Source organism: Duganella sp. GW822-FHT06D06 (assembly GCF_058799615.1).
In genome coordinates this window covers 81,807-98,052 of record NZ_JBXALQ010000010.1, presented here as the reverse complement: position 1 = coordinate 98,052, position 16,246 = coordinate 81,807, and the positions used below count along the sequence as shown (strand labels likewise).

Sequence of the window (16,246 nt, the reverse complement as noted above, 5' to 3'; positions counted from 1 at the left end):
AAGTATTTGATCTGGATCAAATACTTCCCCGTGTGCGCTCTCTAGACTGCCCTGCATCGCCAACCAGAGCCGACCACCATGAACGAATCCGACGACATTATTGAAAACATCACTTTCGACGAGTTGCAGGTAGGCCAGTGCGCGCGACTGAGCCGCACGCTGGGCAAGGACGATATCTCCGCCTTTGCCGCCGTTTCCGGCGACGTCAATCCGGCCCATGTCGATCCGGAGTACGCCGGCCACACGCTGTTCCACGGCGTGATCGCGCACGGCATGTGGGGCGCGGCGCTGATTTCGCGCCTGCTGGGCACCTGCCTGCCCGGTCCCGGCACGATCTACCTGGCGCAGACGTTGCAGTTCCTCAAGCCGGTGCGCATCGGCGACGAGCTGCGCATCACCGCCACGGTGACGGCCAAGGAGTCGGTCAAGAAGCATGTGCTGCTCGATTGCGAGATCAAGAACCAGACCGGCGCCGTGGTGCTGACCGGCGTCGCCACGGTGATCGCGCCGAGCGAAAAAGTACGTCGCCCGCGCGTCCACATGCCGCCGCTGAGTCTGTCCCAGGTGCACGCCGATTATGCCAGCCTGATGGCGGCCGCGGCGCCACTGACGCCGGTGCGCTGCGCCGTGGTCCATCCCTGCGACGAAGCCTCGCTGCGCGGCGCCCTGGACGCCGCCAGGCATGGCCTGATCGTGCCGGTGCTGGTCGCGCCGCTGGCGCGCCTGCGGACGCTGGCCGATGGCGCCTCGCTGTCGCTCGACGGCGTCGAACTGGTCGACGTGCCGCACAGCCATGCGGCCGCCGCGCACGGCGCCGCCATGGCCGCCGCCGGCGAAGTGGAGATGCTGATGAAGGGCAGCCTGCACACGGACGAGCTGATCTCCGCCGTGCTGGCGACGCCGGGGCTGCGCACTGCGCGCCGGCTGTCGCACGTGTTCCGGGTCGAAGTGCCGCTGTACGACAAGGTGCTGCTGATCTCGGACGGCGCGCTCAACATCCAGCCCACGCTGGAACACAAGGTCGACATCGTGCAGAACGCCATCAAACTGGCGCACGCGCTGGGCATGGCCGAACCCAAGGTCGCCATCCTGTCGGCGGTGGAGACGGTGACGCCGAAAATCCCCTCCACGCTGGACGCGGCGGCCCTGTGCAAGATGGCCGAGCGGGGCCAGATCAGCGGCGCGCTGCTGGACGGCCCGCTGGCCTTCGACAACGCCATTTCGCCGGTGGCCGCGCGCGCCAAGGGCATCGTCTCGGCGGTCGCCGGCCACGCCGACATCCTGATCGCGCCCGATCTCGAAGCCGGCAACCTGTTGGCCAAGCAGCTGGAATACCTGGCCGGCGCCGCCGTCTGCGGCGTGGTGCTGGGCGCGGCCGTCCCGATTGCCCTGACCAGCCGCGCCGACGACGCCGCCGCCCGCACCGCCTCGGCGGCGCTGGCGCTGATACTGGCCCATCGTTATCGGCAACAGCGGCCGTAAGGACCGCCCACGGACGGTGGACCCCGCCTGCCACCGTCCATTTGTTGATTTTTGATCTACATCAATTACACGCGCTTGACTGTCGCCGTACACTGCGATCGCCGCTTGACTGTCGGCATCACCCCGCACTTCTCAAGGAGTTTCACTATGTTCCAGCCTGCGCCGTTCGCCTGGCCGCGCACCGCCGTGACAGCGGCCGCGCTCGCCGCGTCGCTGCTGTTGCCGGCTTGCGGCTCGATGGCGCCGCAGTATGCCCGGCCGCCGCTGCCGGTGGCGGCCGATTACGCCGCGTCCGCAATGACCGCCCCGTCCGCCGCCGCGCTGCCCGAGTGGCGCGCCTATTTTTCCGCGCCGGCGCTGCAGGCGTTGATCGTCGAGGCGCTGGCGCAGAACCGCGACCTGCGCATCGCCGCCCTGCGCGTTGAACAAGCGCGCGCCGCCTACGGCATCGAACGCGCCGCGCGCCTGCCGCTGCTGGCGGCCCAGGCCAGCGGCCAGCGCCAGCAAGTGCCGGCCGATCTCAGCCTGACCCGGCGCGAAATGATCACCAGCCAGTACCAGGCCGGGCTGGGCGTGAGCGCCTGGGAGATCGACCTGTGGGGCCGCCTGGCCAGCCTGCGCGACGCCGCCCTGCAAGACTACCTGGCCAGCGACGCCGCCCGCCGCGCCATCACCATGTCCCTGATCACCCACGTGGCCGAGGGCTATTTCGACGTGCGCGAAATCGACCAGCGCATCGCGCTGGCGCGGCGCACCTTGGCCACCCGGCAGGAAAGTTACCGCATCTACTCGCGCCGGGTGGCGGTCGGTTCCACCTCGCGCCTGAACCTGACGCAGGTGGAAACCCTGCTGCTGCAAGCGCAGGCGCTCACCAGCCAGCTGGAACAGGAACGCGAACGCAAACGCCATGCGCTGCAACTGCTGGTCGGCAGCGCCAGCGCGTTGGCGCCGCTGGACGCCACGGCCGCAGACCCGGCCGCCGGTTTGGGGGGCGCGTTGGCCGACACACTGCCCGCGCTGCCCCCCGGCCTGCCATCCGCGCTGCTGGAGCGGCGCGCCGACATCGTCGCCGCCGAGCACCAGCTGAGGTCGGCCAACGCCAGCATCGGCGCGGCGCGCGCCGCCTTCTTCCCGCAAGTGAGCCTGACCGCCGCGCTGGGCAGCGCCAGCGCCGAACTGAGTGGCCTGTTCGCCGGCGGCAGCCGCTCGTGGAGCCTCGCCCCCAGCATCACGCTGCCGCTGTTCGACGGCGAGCGCCGGCGCCACAACCTGAGCCTGACCGAAGCGCGCCGCGACAGCGCCATCGCCAGCTACGAAAAAACCATCCAGGGCGCCTTCCGCGACGTCGCCGACGCGCTGTCGGCCCAGGCCTGGCTGGGCCGCCAAGTGGCCATCGCCGAACGCGCCTTGCAGGTGCAGCGCGAACGCGCCCGCCTGTCGCAGCTGCGTTACGACAACGGCGCCGCCGCCTTCCTCGACGTGCTCGACGCCCAGCGCGACCTGCTCAGCGCCGAACAACAACTGATCCAGCTGCGCCGCGCCTTGCTGGGCGCCGGCATCGCCCTGTACAGCGCCCTCGGCGGCGACCCGGTCGTCGCCGCCCCGCCGCTGGCCGCCTCCAACCAACTGCCCCGCCCCCGCCTATGACTCCCAACCTGACACGCAAACTCGGCGCCGCCGCCGTCGCCCTGGCCCTGCTGGCCGGTGCCGCCTACGCCTGGCAGCGCATGCATCCCTCCGGCCCCGGCCCGGAATTCGCCAGCGGCAACGGCCGCATCGAAGCCACCGAGATCGACGTCGCCGCCAAGCTGCCGGGACGGCTGCAGGACATCGCCGTCAACGAAGGCGACTTCGTGAGCGCCGGCCAGGTGCTGGCCCACATGCAGGCGACCTCGCTGCAATCCCAGCGCGACGAAGCGGTGGCGCGCCAGGCGCAGGCCCAAACCACCGTCGCCAGCGCCGACGCCATGATCGCCGTGCGCCAGAGCGACTTCCAGGCCGCGCAGGCACTGGTGGTGCAACGCGAAAGCGAACTCGATGCGGCCCAGCGCCGTCTCAAGCGCTCCGAAACCCTGGTGCTGGAAGGCGCCTCGTCGGAACAGGAACTGGACGACGACCGCAGCCGCGTGCGTTCCACCAGCGCCGTGATCCGCGCCGCCAAGGCGCAGGCCGAAGCGGCGCGCAGCGCCATCGACGCCGCGCGCACCCAGGCCGGCGGCGCCCGCGCCTCGGTGACGGCGGCCCAGGCCACGGTCAACCGCATCGACGTCGACCTGGCCGACAGCGCATTGACGGCGCCGCGCGCCGGCCGTGTGCAGTACCGCATCGCGCAGCCCGGCGAAGTGCTGGGCGGCGGCGGCAAAGTGCTCAACCTGGTCGACCTGGCCGACGTCTACATGACCTTCTTCGTGCCCGAACAAGCGGCCGGCAAGCTGGCGCTGGGCGCGCCGGTGCGGGTGGTGCTGGATGCCGCGCCGCAGTACGTGCTGCCGGCGCGCGTATCCTTCGTCGCCAGCACCGCGCAGTTCACGCCCAAGACCGTGGAAACGGCCAGCGAACGCCAGAAGCTGATGTTCCGCGTCAAGGCCCAGATCGATCCGGCGCTGCTGCAAAAGCACGTGAAGCTGGTCAAGACCGGCCTGCCCGGCGTCGCCTGGGTGCAGCTTGACGCCAACACGCCGTGGCCGGCCAACCTGGAAATCAAGGTGCCGCGATGAGCGACGGCGTCGCGGCCGGCTTCGCCGGTCTGCGCGGCGTGGCACTGCAATACGGCGACACCCGCGCGCTGCGCGCCATCGACCTGGAACTGCCGGCCGGCTGCATGATAGGCCTGATCGGCCCGGACGGCGTCGGCAAATCCAGCCTGCTGTCGCTGGTGGCCGGCGCCCGCGCGGTGCAGCAAGGCAGCGTGACGGTGCTGGGCGGCGACATGCGCAGCAAGCGCCACCGCGACGCCGTCTGCCCGCGCATCGCCTACATGCCGCAGGGGCTGGGGCGCAACCTGTATCCCACCTTGTCGGTGGAGGAAAACCTGCAATTCTTCGGTCGCCTGTTCGGCCACGACGCCGCCAGCCGTCGCCGTCGCATCGACCAGCTGACCGCCAGCACCGGCCTGGCGCCGTTCCTGCAACGGCCGGCCGGCAAGCTGTCCGGCGGCATGAAGCAGAAGCTGGGCCTGTGCTGCGCGCTGATCCACGACCCCGACCTGCTGATCCTGGACGAACCGACCACCGGCGTCGATCCGCTGTCGCGCGCGCAGTTCTGGGACTTGATCGCCCACATCCGCAGCCAGCGCCCCAGCATGAGCGTGGTGGTGGCCACCGCCTACATGGAGGAAGCCGACCGCTTCGACTGGCTGGTGGCGATGGACGACGGCCAGGTGCTGGCCACCGGCACGCCGCAGGAACTGCGCACCCGCACCGCCACGACGACGCTGGAGCAAGCCTTCATCGCGCTGCTGCCGGCCGGGAAGCGCGGCGACCACCAGGCGGTGACGGTGCCGCCGTTCCAGCCGGCCGAGGGCAGCGACAGCATCGCCATCGAAGCGCAGGGCCTGACGATGGTGTTCGGCGACTTTACTGCGGTCGACCATGTGGACTTCCGCATTCGCCGTGGCGAAATCTTCGGCTTCCTCGGCTCCAACGGCTGCGGCAAGTCGACCACGATGAAAATGCTGACCGGGCTGCTGCCGGCCACCGAGGGCAGCGCCCTGCTGTTCGGCCGCGCGGTCGATGCCGGCGACATGGCAACGCGCCGCCGCGTCGGCTACATGTCGCAGGCGTTCTCGCTGTACGGCGAGCTGACGGTGGAACAGAACCTGGTGCTGCACGCGCGCATGTTCAGCGTGCCCGAAGCCGAGATAGCCGGCCGCGTGGCCGACATGGCGCAGCGCTTCGGCCTGGCCGGCGCGCTGGCCACGCTGCCCGAACAGCTGCCGCTAGGCGTGCGCCAGCGGCTGTCGCTGGCGGTGGCGATGGTGCACAAGCCGGAACTGCTGATCCTCGACGAACCGACGTCCGGCGTCGATCCGGTGGCGCGCGACCTGTTCTGGCGCCTGATGATAGACCTGGCGCGCAACGACCAGGTCACCATCTTCATCTCGACCCACTTCATGAACGAGGCCGAACGCTGCGACCGCATCTCGCTGATGCACGCGGGCCGCGTGCTGGTGAGCGCCGCGCCGGCGGAACTGCCGGCCTTGCGCGGCGTCGCCACGCTGGAGCAGGCCTTCATCTCGTATCTGGAAGAAGCGGCCGGCGATGCGGCGGCGCCGGCCAAAGCGCCAACGCCGGCGCCGCCGGCGGTGGCCGCCGCGCCGCGCGCCGGCTGGCGCCGCAGCCTGCAACGCGCCTACAGCTACACGCTGCGCGAAACGCTGGAACTGCGCCGCGATCCGGTGCGCGCCACGCTTGCGTTACTCGGCACGGCGATCCTGATGTTCATCATCGGCTACGGCATCAACATGGACGTCGAGAACCTGTCCTACGCGGTGCTGGACCGCGACCAGAGCGGCCTGAGTCAAAACTATGCGCTCAACCTGTCCGGTTCGCGCTACTTCATCGAACGCGCGCCGCTGGCCGACTACGACGACCTGGATCGCCGCATGCGCAGCGGCGAACTGGCGCTGGCGATCGAGATCCCGCCCGGCTTCGGCCGCGACCTGCAACGCGGCGCCCCGGTGACGGTCGGCGCCTGGGTCGACGGCGCCATGCCGATGCGGGCCGAAACCACGCGCGGCTACGTGCAAGCGATGCATATGGGCTGGCTGGCCGACCTGGCGCAGCACCGGCTGGGCATGAAGCTGGCCGGCGCAGGCACGCTGGAGACGCGCTATCGCTACAACCCCGACGTCAAGAGCCTGCCCGCCATGATCCCGGCCGTGATCCCGATGCTGCTGATGATGATCCCGGCGATGCTCAGCGCGCTGTCGGTGGTGCGCGAGAAGGAGCTGGGCTCCATTCTCAACTTGTACGTTACGCCGGTGACGCGGCTGGAATTCTTGCTCGGCAAGCAGGTGCCCTACGTCGCGCTGGGCATGCTGAACTTCGCGCTGCTGACCGTGCTGGCGGCCACCGTGTTCGGCGTGCCGGTCAAAGGCAGCCTGCTGGCGCTGACCTTGGCCGCGCTGGTGTACGTGATCTGCGCCACCGGCCTTGGACTGCTGGTCTCGACCTTCACCCGCAGCCAGATCGCCGCGCTGTTCGTGACCATGATAGGCACCATCATCCCCTGCGTACAGTTCGCCGGCCTGCTCAATCCGGTGTCCGGCCTGAGCGGCATCGGCGCGCTGATCGGCCGCATCTACCCGGCCACCTATTTCCTGACCATCAGCCGGGGCGTGTTCAACAAGGCGCTTGGGCTGGCTGAGCTGGGCGGCTCATTGTGGCCGCTGCTGCTGGCGGTGCCGGTGATCCTCACCTTGTCGGCGCTGCTGCTCGACAAACAGGAGCGATAGACATGCGCATACCTCTCCACACGCGCGCGGCGCACATCTACCGGCTCGGCATCAAGGAGCTGTGGAGCCTGCTGCGCGATCCGGCCATGCTGGTGCTGATCGTCTACACCTTCACGCTGTCGATTTACGTGGCGGCCACCGCGATGCCGGAAAGCCTGAACAACGCCGCCATCGCCATCGTCGACCTGGATGGTTCGCCCTTGTCGGCGCGGATCGCGGCCGGCTTCTATCCGCCGCACTTCCGCACGCCGTCGCTGGTGACCGCCGACCAGGCCGACGCTGGCCTGGACAGCGGCAACTACACCTTCGTGCTGGCCATCCCGCCCGACTACCAGCGCGACACGCTGGCCGGCCGGGCGCCGACGATACAGCTCAACATCGACGCCACGCGCATGAGCCAGGCCTTTACCGGCAACGGCTACATCCAGCAGATCGTCGGCGCCGAAGTGGGCGATTTCCTGCGCCGCCAGCAGGCTGCGGCGGCGCCGCCGGTCGCGCTAGACCTGCGCATGCGCTTCAATCCCAACCTGGAGCAGTCGTGGTTTGGATCGCTGATGGAGATCATCAACAACGTCACCATGCTGTCCATCATCCTGACCGGCGCCGCGCTGATACGCGAACGCGAACACGGCACCATCGAGCACCTGCTGGTGATGCCGGTGACGCCGATGGAAATCATGCTGGCCAAGGTGTGGTCGATGGGAACGGTGGTGGTGCTGGCGGCGTTGGCGTCGCTGGTGTTCATCGTGCAGGGGGCGCTGCACGTGCCGATCACCGGCTCGATCGCATTGTTCGTGCTGGTGACGGCGCTGCACCTGTTCGCCACCACGTCGATGGGGATCTTCCTCGCCACGCTGGCGCGCAGCATGCCGCAATTTGGCATGCTGCTGGTGCTGGTGCTGCTGCCGCTGCAAATGCTGTCGGGCGGCTCGACGCCGCGCGAAAGCATGCCGGTGCTGGTGCAGGACATCATGCTGGCGGCGCCGACCACCCACTTTGTGGCGGCCGCGCAGGCCATCCTGTACCGCGGCGCAGGCCTGAGCGTGATCTGGCCGCAGATGCTGGCGCTGGTGGCGATCGGCGCGGTGCTGTTTGCGCTGTCGCTGCGGCGCTTCCGCAAGACCATCGGGCAGATGGCCTGAGCGGCGTCAGTCGTGGAAGGCGTCGACCACTTTGCGTTGACCGAGCATGAAGGCGTCTGCCACATGGCGCAGCGGCGCCACATCGACGTCCGAGCGGCCTTCCTTGACCAGGCTGGCGAAGCGGCGGTACAGCGACGGGTACTCGGCTTCCTTGTCGAGCGGCTGTTCGACGCCGTGCACCCACAGGCGCGCGCCGCCGTCGCTCAGTTTAAGCTCGCCATCCGACGTTAGCACGACGATGTCCCAACTTTGCTTGCCGGTCTGGCGCCAGTCGAAGACGGCGTGCACCGGCATCCCGGCGCCATCCTGGAAGTGCAGTTCGGCGGCGATGGGGGCGTCGCGGTTGTCAGGGAATTCCAGCGTGGCGCGGTTCAGGAAAATCAGCGACGGCAGGATCTCGGTGACGATGGACAGCGCGTTGATGCCGGGATCGAACACGCCCAGGCCGCCGGCCTGCCAGATCCATTCCTGGTTCGGGTGCCACTGGCGCACGTCTTCCTTCCAGATGACCTGCATCGCGGTTGGCGCGTGCGCGGCCAGGTAGGCCTTGGCCGGCTGCACCGCCGGCGCGTAGCGCGAGTGCCAGCTGGTGAACAGGGTCAGGCCCTTGGCGGCGGCCAGCGCCTCCAGGTCGGCCACTTCGGACAGGGTCGCACCCGGCGGCTTCTCCAGGAATACGTGCTTGCCGGCGGCCAGCGCCACGCGGGCGGCCTGGTAGCGGTACTGCGGCGGCATGCACAACGACACGGCGTCGATCCCGGGCACGGCCGCCAGCATCTCCTCGATGGACTTGAACCCCGGCAGGCCGTCGACGGTGTTATGCCGGCTGGCCGAGGCCACCAGCTGGAAATCGGCGTTGGCCGCGATGGCGGGCAGGTGCTGGTCGTGGACGATCTTGCCGACGCCTACGATCGCGAGTTTGATTGCTGACATCATCTGTCTTTCATAAAATTGGGGCTTGTTCGCCACCATGCTACGACGAACGATGCCAGCTTAACCAATCATTTTTATCGCCGCAAACATACCGAAATGGCATGGGAGCGCCCAATGATGCGAAAATGCCGGGGTTTGCTACCGACCCAAGATCCCGCATGCCCCTGACCGCCGTCTCTCCCCTCCGCGCGCGCGACGCCCGCCGCATCGAACGCTATGCGGCCATGGCCGATACCGCCCGCTTCCTGCATCCGATCCAGCAAGCCTTGCTGCACCGGCGCGGCTGGCTCAAGATGCTGGCGCCGCGCGCCAGCGGCGGCGCCGAGCTGCCTTTGCCGCAAGCGGTGCGACTGGAGGAAGCGGTGGCCGCCGTCGACGGCAGCATGGGCTGGGTGCTCACGCTGTGCGCGGGGGCGGGATGGTTCGCCGGTTTCCTGCCGCAGGCGCTGGCGCGCGACATCATCGGCGGCAAGCGTGTGTGCCTGGGCGGCAGCGGCGCGCCGACCGGCTACGCCGACCAGGATGGCGATGGGGAAGCCGCAGGGTTCCGCATCACCGGCCGCTGGGACTACGCCAGCGGCGCGCCGATCGCCACCCATTTCACCTTGAACGCGATCCTGCGCGCCGACGGCCAGCCGCTGCTGGACGAACAAGGCGCGCCGCGCATCCGCGCCTTCCTGGTGCCGGCGGAGCAGGTGCAGATCGTGCCATCCTGGGGCAGTATCGGCATGCGCGCAAGCGCCTCGCACAGCTACCGCATCGACGGTGCATGGGTGAGCAAGGATCACGGCTTCACGATCAGTCCCGCCACCGCCACGGCCGATGGTCCGTTGTATCGTTTCCCGTTTTATTCGCTGGCCTTCGTTACGCTGGCCGCCAATGTGGCCGGCATGGCGAGCCATTTCATGCGGTTGGCGCGGCCCTGCATAAGCCGCCGCCGGCACGCCCTCAAGAACCTGCCGCTGCTGGAGGTCCCCGAAGTCGCCGCGTTGCTGCGCGACAAGGAGCAAACCCATGCCGCCGCCCGCGAGCGTTTCTACGACGTGCTGGATCGCAGCTGGACGCTGGTGGAAACCGGCACGCCGCTCACTGCGGACGATATGGAGGCGGTGCAGGCCAGCTCACTGGCGCTGGTGGCCGCTTCGCGCGCGGCGGTCGACGAACTGTATCCGTATTGCGGCCTGTACGCCGCCCACGAGGACAGCACCATCAACCGCGTCTGGCGCGACTTCCACACCGCCACCCAGCACTCGCTGCTGCTGCCTTGATTCCGGCGGCTGGGACACCCTACCGACAGGATTAACGTCGCCCTGGCCAGCCATCCGCCCCTGCGATGCGCCCGGAGCCCGCCGCGCCGGGCCTGGCTCAACTTTCAACCGGCAATTTGATCGTCGTCATAAAAATTGCTAGTAGACCTCAGCATAATGCTTGAAGTAGAGCAATTCCGCCCCCCAACAGTACGACCCGCCCCCGGACTTCCATGTATCGCATCCACAGTGTACGGAATATCTTGCTGTTCATCGTCGCGGCCCTGGTCTTGCCGGCGTTTTTGATCGGTCTGGGCGGGTCGCTGCAGGCATTTGACGCCAGCCGGGCGCAAAGCAATGCCTACACGCTACAGACCACGCACGACTTGTTGCTGAATATAGACAGCGAATTCAAATCGTTCGGCGCCATCGCCGCCACGCTGGCGGCCTCGCCCGCGCTACGGAACGGTGATCTGGCAACTTTCCACGCCCAAGGCGCGGCGGCCACGCGCTACAGCGCGGCGACCAATTTCGTCCTGACCGACCTGCATGGACAACAACTGGTCAATACCTTACGACCGTTCGGCACAGCGCTGCCCAGACATGGCAATCCGAAGTTGCTGAAGCGCGTAGCCGCGAGCGGCCGCATGCAAATATCCGAGCTCTATACCGGCGCCGTCACCGGGACCTGGATCATGAGTCTTTGCCTGCCGGTGCTGATCGAGGGCAAACTGCGCTATTTTCTCGACGTCGGCCTGGCCGCCGGCGAGTTCGCCACGTTGATCGCCGGCCGCAAGCTGCCGGCGGATTGGCTGGTGTCGATTATCGACCGCGACGGCACCGTTGTGGCGCGCAGCCATCTGGCGGCGCGCTACGTCGGCCGGAAGGCGCAACCGGACCCGCGCCAACCTGGCGCACCCGAGCTGCAGTCTCACGTGCGGACCACGTCGCTGGAAGGCATCCCCGTCTATACGGTCTTTGCCCGTTCGCCGGCGAGTGGCTGGGCCGTCAGCGTAAACATCCCCAGCGCCGGTGTGGATCAACAACTGTGGCGGGCATTTGCATTCGAATTGGCCGGCAGCGCCCTGCTGCTGGCGGTAGGCGTCGCCCTGGCAGGGCGCGCCAGCAAACACATCCAACAGGCCATGGCGCAATTGGTGGAGCTGTCAACTGCGCTAGGCAACGGCGCCGAACTGCCGCCACACCAGATCCGCCTGTGCGAGGCCGAACAGGTCGCCACCGCGTTGAGCGAAGCGGCGGCGCGCCAGCGACACAGCGATGCCGAACGCATCGAAGCGGCCACCAGGATACGCCAAGTCAACATCGAGCTGGAACAGCGGGTGCAGGACCGCACCGACGATTTGCGGCAATCGCGCCAGCTGCTCGCCTCCATGCTCGACCACATGCCGGCCATCATCGTCGTTAAGCACGCCGTCACCCTGCATTACGAAATCTTCAATCGGGCCGGCGAGCAGCTCTATGGCAGGCCAGGCAGCGCCGTCATCGGCCAGACCGACCTCGACCTCTACCCCGGCGCCGACGGCGCGGCGAAGTTGCAGTCCGACCGCGACGTGATCGCCTCGCGCCAGATCCTCGACATCGCCGAGGAAGCCGTGCTGGACGCAAGTGGACAAACACGCTATCTGCACACCAAGAAACTGGTCTTGCTGGACGCCGCCGGCCGTCCCAGCCATTTGCTGAGCATTTCGCTGGACATCACGGAACGCCTGCACGCGGCCGAGCAGCTGCACATTGCGGCGGTCGCCTTCGAGTCGCAGGAGCCGATGATGATCACCGACGCCCAGTCGACCATCCTGCGCATCAACTCCGCCTTCACTGCCAGCACCGGCTACAGCGAAGCCGAGATACTCGGCCGCACGCCGCGCGTCCTCAAATCCGGGCGGCACGATGCGGCCTTCTATGCCGCCATGTGGGACAGCATCCTCCACCGCGGCTCCTGGCAGGGCGAATGCTGGGACCGCCGCAAGAACGGCGACATCTATCCGACCTGGACCATCATCAGCGCCATCCGCGACGCCCAGGGCAGCATCGGCCACTATGTCTGCACCCAGAGCGATATCAGCGCCCGCAAGCAGGCGGAGGAGGAAATCCGTCAGCTCGCCTTCTACGATCCGCTGACCAAGCTACCCAACCGCCGCCTGCTGTTCGACCGCTTGCGGCGCGCCCTCGACAGCTCCGCGCGAAGCAAACTGGTCGGCGCGCTGATGTTCATCGACCTCGACAATTTCAAGCTGCTCAACGACACGCTCGGCCACGACCAGGGCGACCTGCTGCTGTGCCAGGTGGCGCAACGGCTGCCGACCTGCGTCCGCAACGTCGACACCGTCGCCCGCCTTGGCGGCGACGAATTCGTCGTCATGCTCGAAGGCTTGAGCGAAGACCTGGACGAGGCGGCGCGCAAGGCGCAAGCGATCGGCGACGGCGTGCTGGCCGCGTTGAACCGCCCCTACCAGCTGGACGACCGCCCCTACCACTGCACCCCCAGCATCGGCGTGGCGATGATCGCCGACCACCAGATCACGATCGAGGAAGCGCTGCAGCACGCCGACCTGGCGATGTACCAGGCCAAGGCCGGCGGTCGCAACATGCTGCGCTTCTTCGAGCCACAGATGCAGCAGGCGGCCAACGCCCGCGCCGAGATGGAACACGACCTGCAACAGGCCTTGCATCAGGATGAGTTTGAGCTGTACTACCAGGCCCAGGTCGATTCAACGGGGCGCGTCATCGGCGCCGAAGCCCTGCTGCGCTGGCACCATCCGCGCCACGGACTGGTGCCCCCCGACCAGTTCATCGCCCTGGCCGAAAGCACCGGCATCATCCTGCCGCTGGGACAATGGGTGTTGCACACCGCTTGCGCCCAACTCAAGGCCTGGGAACAAGATCCGGCCATGCGCGAGCTGACACTGGCGGTCAATGTCAGTCCCCGGCAGTTCCGCCAGCCCGGCTTTGTCGCCCAGGTCGACGCCGCCCTGGCGCAGACCGGCGCCGATCCGCGCCGCCTGAAACTGGAGTTGACCGAGAACCTGTTGCTGGACGACTTTGCCAGCGTGGCCGACAAGATGAGTACACTCAAGCGCAGCGGCATCGGTTTCGCCCTGGACGATTTCGGCGTCGGCTATTCCTCGCTGTCCTACCTCAAGCGCCTGCCGCTGGACCAGTTGAAGATCGACCGCAGCTTTTCGCGCGACGTGCTGGTCGATGCCAACGACGCGGCCATCGCCTGCGTCATCGTGGTGCTGGGCCACACGTTGGGGCTGACAATCGTCGCCGAGGGCGTGGAGACAGATGAACAGCATGCCTTCCTGGCGGCCAATCATTGCAACGCTTTCCAGGGTTTCCTGTTCAGCGAGGCGGTCCCCGAAGCGGCATTCAGGGCCTTGGTCGCAGCGCCGCCTGCCGCCTAGCTGCGACGCCGCAGTGAGGCGCCAACCAACGCAAAGCCGCCGAGCAGCATGGCGTAGGTGGCCGGTTCAGGCACCGGATGCAAGGCCACCAGATCCAGCCGGGCGCCGTTGGCGTCGCTGCTCAGGGTGAAGCGGTAGTGATCCCAGCGCGGCTCGGGCTTGAGCGCTGTTCCCGCCATAGACACTAAGCGCGGCGGCGTAAAGCCGCCACCGTTGTTGCCGAAGTCCCAGTTGGTATTCGGATCGGCGCGCCATTGTCGACCATGCTGGTGGTGAGCGCCGTGCGCAGGCGGGTGCTGCTAGCCTCGGCGCGCCCGCTTTAGCCAAAGCCGTACTGGCCATTGTTGGTGATGATGTCGTAGACCGGATCGGCGCCGCGGGCGCCGCCCAAGGCTATATCGTAAGAACCAAGCTGGAGTCCGCGAAATCAGCCCGGGTGCCTGTTGTCGATCAACTTGAGAGAAAAGAAATATTTGCCGCGGTCGCCAGGCAGACTGTGGTGCGACAAGCGGACTTTCCAATCCGCTTAGCAAGACTTTGACATGGATCATATTCAGACCCGATTCTTCCATCCTATGATTGATGTGACTCAATATGACCATGCCACCTATGAAGCCAGACATCGCCAGTATCAATCCGCTGCATGCCATTGATTTCACTGGCAAGTCTTGCATGAACTGCAAGGTGCGCCACCTGTGCCTGCCGCACGACATGGACGATGCCGGCTGCGCCGCAGTCAACCGGCTGGTGCGCCAGCGCCACCAGCTGCTGCGCGGCGAGCATCCGTACCAGGCCAACGATCCGGTGGAGCAGCGTCTGTACGCGATCCAGAGCGGCCAGTTCAAGGTCTACCAGCTGTCCGCCGAGGGCGAACAGACCGTGACCGGATTCCGCTTCGGCGGCCACTTCCTGGGGCTGGAAAGCATAGGTTTGCAACTGCATCGCAACAGCGTGGTGGCGCTCAGCGACGCGGTGCTGTGCGAGTTCTCCCACGCGCAGCTGGTCGGGGCGGCGCTGCGCGATGCGGCGCTGGCACCATACTTGGGCCGGCTGCTATTGACCGAATTGGCCACGGAGTTGTCGGCCGGCTTGCAGCTATCCGACGGCAATGCCGAGCAGAAAGTGGCCGGCTTCCTGTTCCTGTTGGCGGCCGCCAACGTTCGGCGTGGCGAAGACGGTGATTTGCTGGAATTGTCCATGACCCGTGGCGATATCGCAGACTATCTTGGGCTGGCCGCCGCCACCGTCAGCCGTGCGCTGAGCCGGTTTCAGGAGCTGGGCTACCTGAGCTTGCGCAGCCGGCAACTGACCATCACCAACCGCGCCGGCCTGCGCGCCTGCGCGCCCAGGCCGCCAGCCAGGCCCGCGCATGGCCGGGCCGGCTAGCCGGACTGATGCAAAATGATGCGAGATCAGAACTATTTGTGCCGTGCATGATCGAAGTCACTCTTCGCAATGGCAGATGAACAACAAACCCATATAGTGACTTATCGACGAAGGCGGACGCCACCAACGGTTGGCCCCGCCCGATTCGATACCCCGGCAGAATGCGCGCTTCCGTAGCGCCGCCTGCACCGACTGTCTTGCAATTACCAGGGATAAGAAAATGAAAAACACATTACGTACCGCCATCGCTTCCGCCGTCTTGCTGACCTGCGGCATGCCCGCCTGGGCCGACGTCACCGTCCAGGGGCAATATCTGCAACTGGGGATCAACACCGGCGGCTCGCTGATCGATTTCGGCACCATGACCGGACTCAAGTTCGATCCCACGGGCAGCGGCAATTTCTCCTCGCCGATCGACTTCCTCAGTCCAGGCATCCCGTTCGCCTTCTACTCCATCGGCGTCAACGGTAACTGGGCCACTGCCGGCGGCGGCAGCGCGACCAACCCCTTCGGCACCACCACCTTGGACCTGAGCGGTGCGGCCGGTTCGCCGTTCGTGCTTACCATGAACGGTAGCTACAGCGGCCTGGCGTTCCAGCAAGTCATCAGCTACGGCCAGGCGTCGACCGCCATCCACTCCACCATCACGTTCCAGAACGTGTCGGGCACCCAGCTCAACAATGTGGTGTACGCCGCCGGCGTCGACCCGGACCAGGACTCCCATGTGTACGGCCAACCCTGGACCCAGAACACCATCTCGGGCCAGGGCACCAACGCCAGCGTCAGCGCCACTGGCTTGCACACCGGCTACACCCTTAGCATGAACAACACCACCGGCTGGGTGGCCACCACGGCCAGCATCACCGGCAGCTGGAGCACCGATCCCTACGGGCTGGCTGGCTCGGTGGTCAATGACGGCAATGGCGACAACACGATCAATCTGGGCTATCAGCTTGGCAATTTCGCGCCAGGCCAGGAAAAAACCGTGGGCTTCGACTATGCCGTGACGGCGGTGCCGGAACCGGAGACCTATGCCATGATGCTCGCTGGTCTGGGTATGCTGGGTGTCTTGGCCCGTCGGCGCGCCACGCAAGCCGCCTGATCCAGCAGTTCGGCCCACCGGTACGACCACGCCCCCGTCGTACCTTCTCCAGCCCATTCCTGCCCGCACCGGAC

11 protein-coding genes are annotated in these 16,246 nt (G+C 67.1%); 9 read left to right on the top strand and 2 right to left on the bottom strand.

The window, feature by feature from the left end; genetic code table 11:
- Window positions 1-78: 78 nt before the first annotated feature.
- The 5 genes from AC1RMD_RS19135 (at window position 79) to AC1RMD_RS19115 (ending at window position 8,079) form a co-directional block, all read left to right on the top strand.
- The gene (locus AC1RMD_RS19135) at window positions 79-1,482 is read left to right on the top strand and encodes a bifunctional enoyl-CoA hydratase/phosphate acetyltransferase (protein ID WP_492928330.1); all 1,404 of its coding nucleotides are present in this window, start codon (window positions 79-81) and stop codon (window positions 1,480-1,482) included.
- Between the two features lie 147 nt (window positions 1,483-1,629).
- Window positions 1,630-3,129 carry an efflux transporter outer membrane subunit gene (locus tag AC1RMD_RS19130; RefSeq protein WP_492928328.1) on the top strand — a complete coding sequence of 500 codons (1,500 nt, stop codon included), beginning with the start codon at window positions 1,630-1,632 and terminating at the stop codon, window positions 3,127-3,129.
- Window positions 3,126-4,199 carry an HlyD family secretion protein gene (locus AC1RMD_RS19125; protein ID WP_492928326.1) on the top strand — a complete coding sequence of 358 codons (1,074 nt, stop codon included), beginning with the start codon at window positions 3,126-3,128 and terminating at the stop codon, window positions 4,197-4,199. Before AC1RMD_RS19130 ends, AC1RMD_RS19125 begins: the two co-directional genes overlap by 4 nt.
- On the top strand, window positions 4,196-6,937 hold the full coding sequence (gene rbbA, locus AC1RMD_RS19120) for a ribosome-associated ATPase/putative transporter RbbA (RefSeq protein WP_492928324.1): 2,742 nt from the start codon (window positions 4,196-4,198) through the stop codon (window positions 6,935-6,937). The genes AC1RMD_RS19125 and rbbA overlap by 4 nt, the downstream gene beginning before the upstream one ends.
- Window positions 6,938-6,939: 2 nt before the next feature.
- Window positions 6,940-8,079 (top strand): ABC transporter permease, encoded by a 1,140-nt coding sequence (locus tag AC1RMD_RS19115; protein WP_492928322.1) that lies wholly within the window; start codon window positions 6,940-6,942, stop codon window positions 8,077-8,079.
- A 6-nt stretch (window positions 8,080-8,085) separates the two neighbouring features.
- Here the strand turns inward: AC1RMD_RS19115 and AC1RMD_RS19110 are convergent, their stop codons facing one another.
- Window positions 8,086-9,015: a Gfo/Idh/MocA family protein gene (locus tag AC1RMD_RS19110; protein WP_492928320.1), complete on the bottom strand. Its 930-nt coding sequence runs from the start codon at window positions 9,013-9,015 to the stop codon at window positions 8,086-8,088.
- Window positions 9,016-9,170: 155 nt separating this feature from the next.
- Between AC1RMD_RS19110 and AC1RMD_RS19105 the strand changes: the two genes are divergently transcribed.
- Both AC1RMD_RS19105 and AC1RMD_RS19100 read left to right on the top strand, forming a co-directional pair.
- Complete coding sequence (locus AC1RMD_RS19105) at window positions 9,171-10,280, top strand: acyl-CoA dehydrogenase family protein (protein ID WP_492928318.1); 1,110 nt, start codon at window positions 9,171-9,173, stop codon at window positions 10,278-10,280.
- Between the two features lie 242 nt (window positions 10,281-10,522).
- A complete protein-coding gene (locus AC1RMD_RS19100) occupies window positions 10,523-13,684 on the top strand; it encodes a bifunctional diguanylate cyclase/phosphodiesterase (protein WP_492928316.1) in 3,162 nt (1,053 codons plus the stop codon).
- Here AC1RMD_RS19100 and AC1RMD_RS19095 read toward each other — a convergent pair.
- Window positions 13,681-13,863 (bottom strand): PEPxxWA-CTERM sorting domain-containing protein, encoded by a 183-nt coding sequence (locus tag AC1RMD_RS19095; RefSeq protein WP_492928314.1) that lies wholly within the window; start codon window positions 13,861-13,863, stop codon window positions 13,681-13,683. The genes AC1RMD_RS19100 and AC1RMD_RS19095 overlap by 4 nt on opposite strands.
- A gap of 493 nt (window positions 13,864-14,356) precedes the next feature.
- On the opposite strand from AC1RMD_RS19095, the gene AC1RMD_RS19090 reads away from it, so the two are divergent.
- The gene (locus tag AC1RMD_RS19090; protein WP_492928312.1) at window positions 14,357-15,070 is read left to right on the top strand and encodes a Crp/Fnr family transcriptional regulator; all 714 of its coding nucleotides are present in this window, start codon (window positions 14,357-14,359) and stop codon (window positions 15,068-15,070) included.
- A gap of 220 nt (window positions 15,071-15,290) precedes the next feature.
- Complete coding sequence (locus AC1RMD_RS19085) at window positions 15,291-16,172, top strand: PEP-CTERM sorting domain-containing protein (protein WP_492928310.1); 882 nt, start codon at window positions 15,291-15,293, stop codon at window positions 16,170-16,172.
- The last annotated feature ends 74 nt before the right edge of the window (window positions 16,173-16,246 follow it).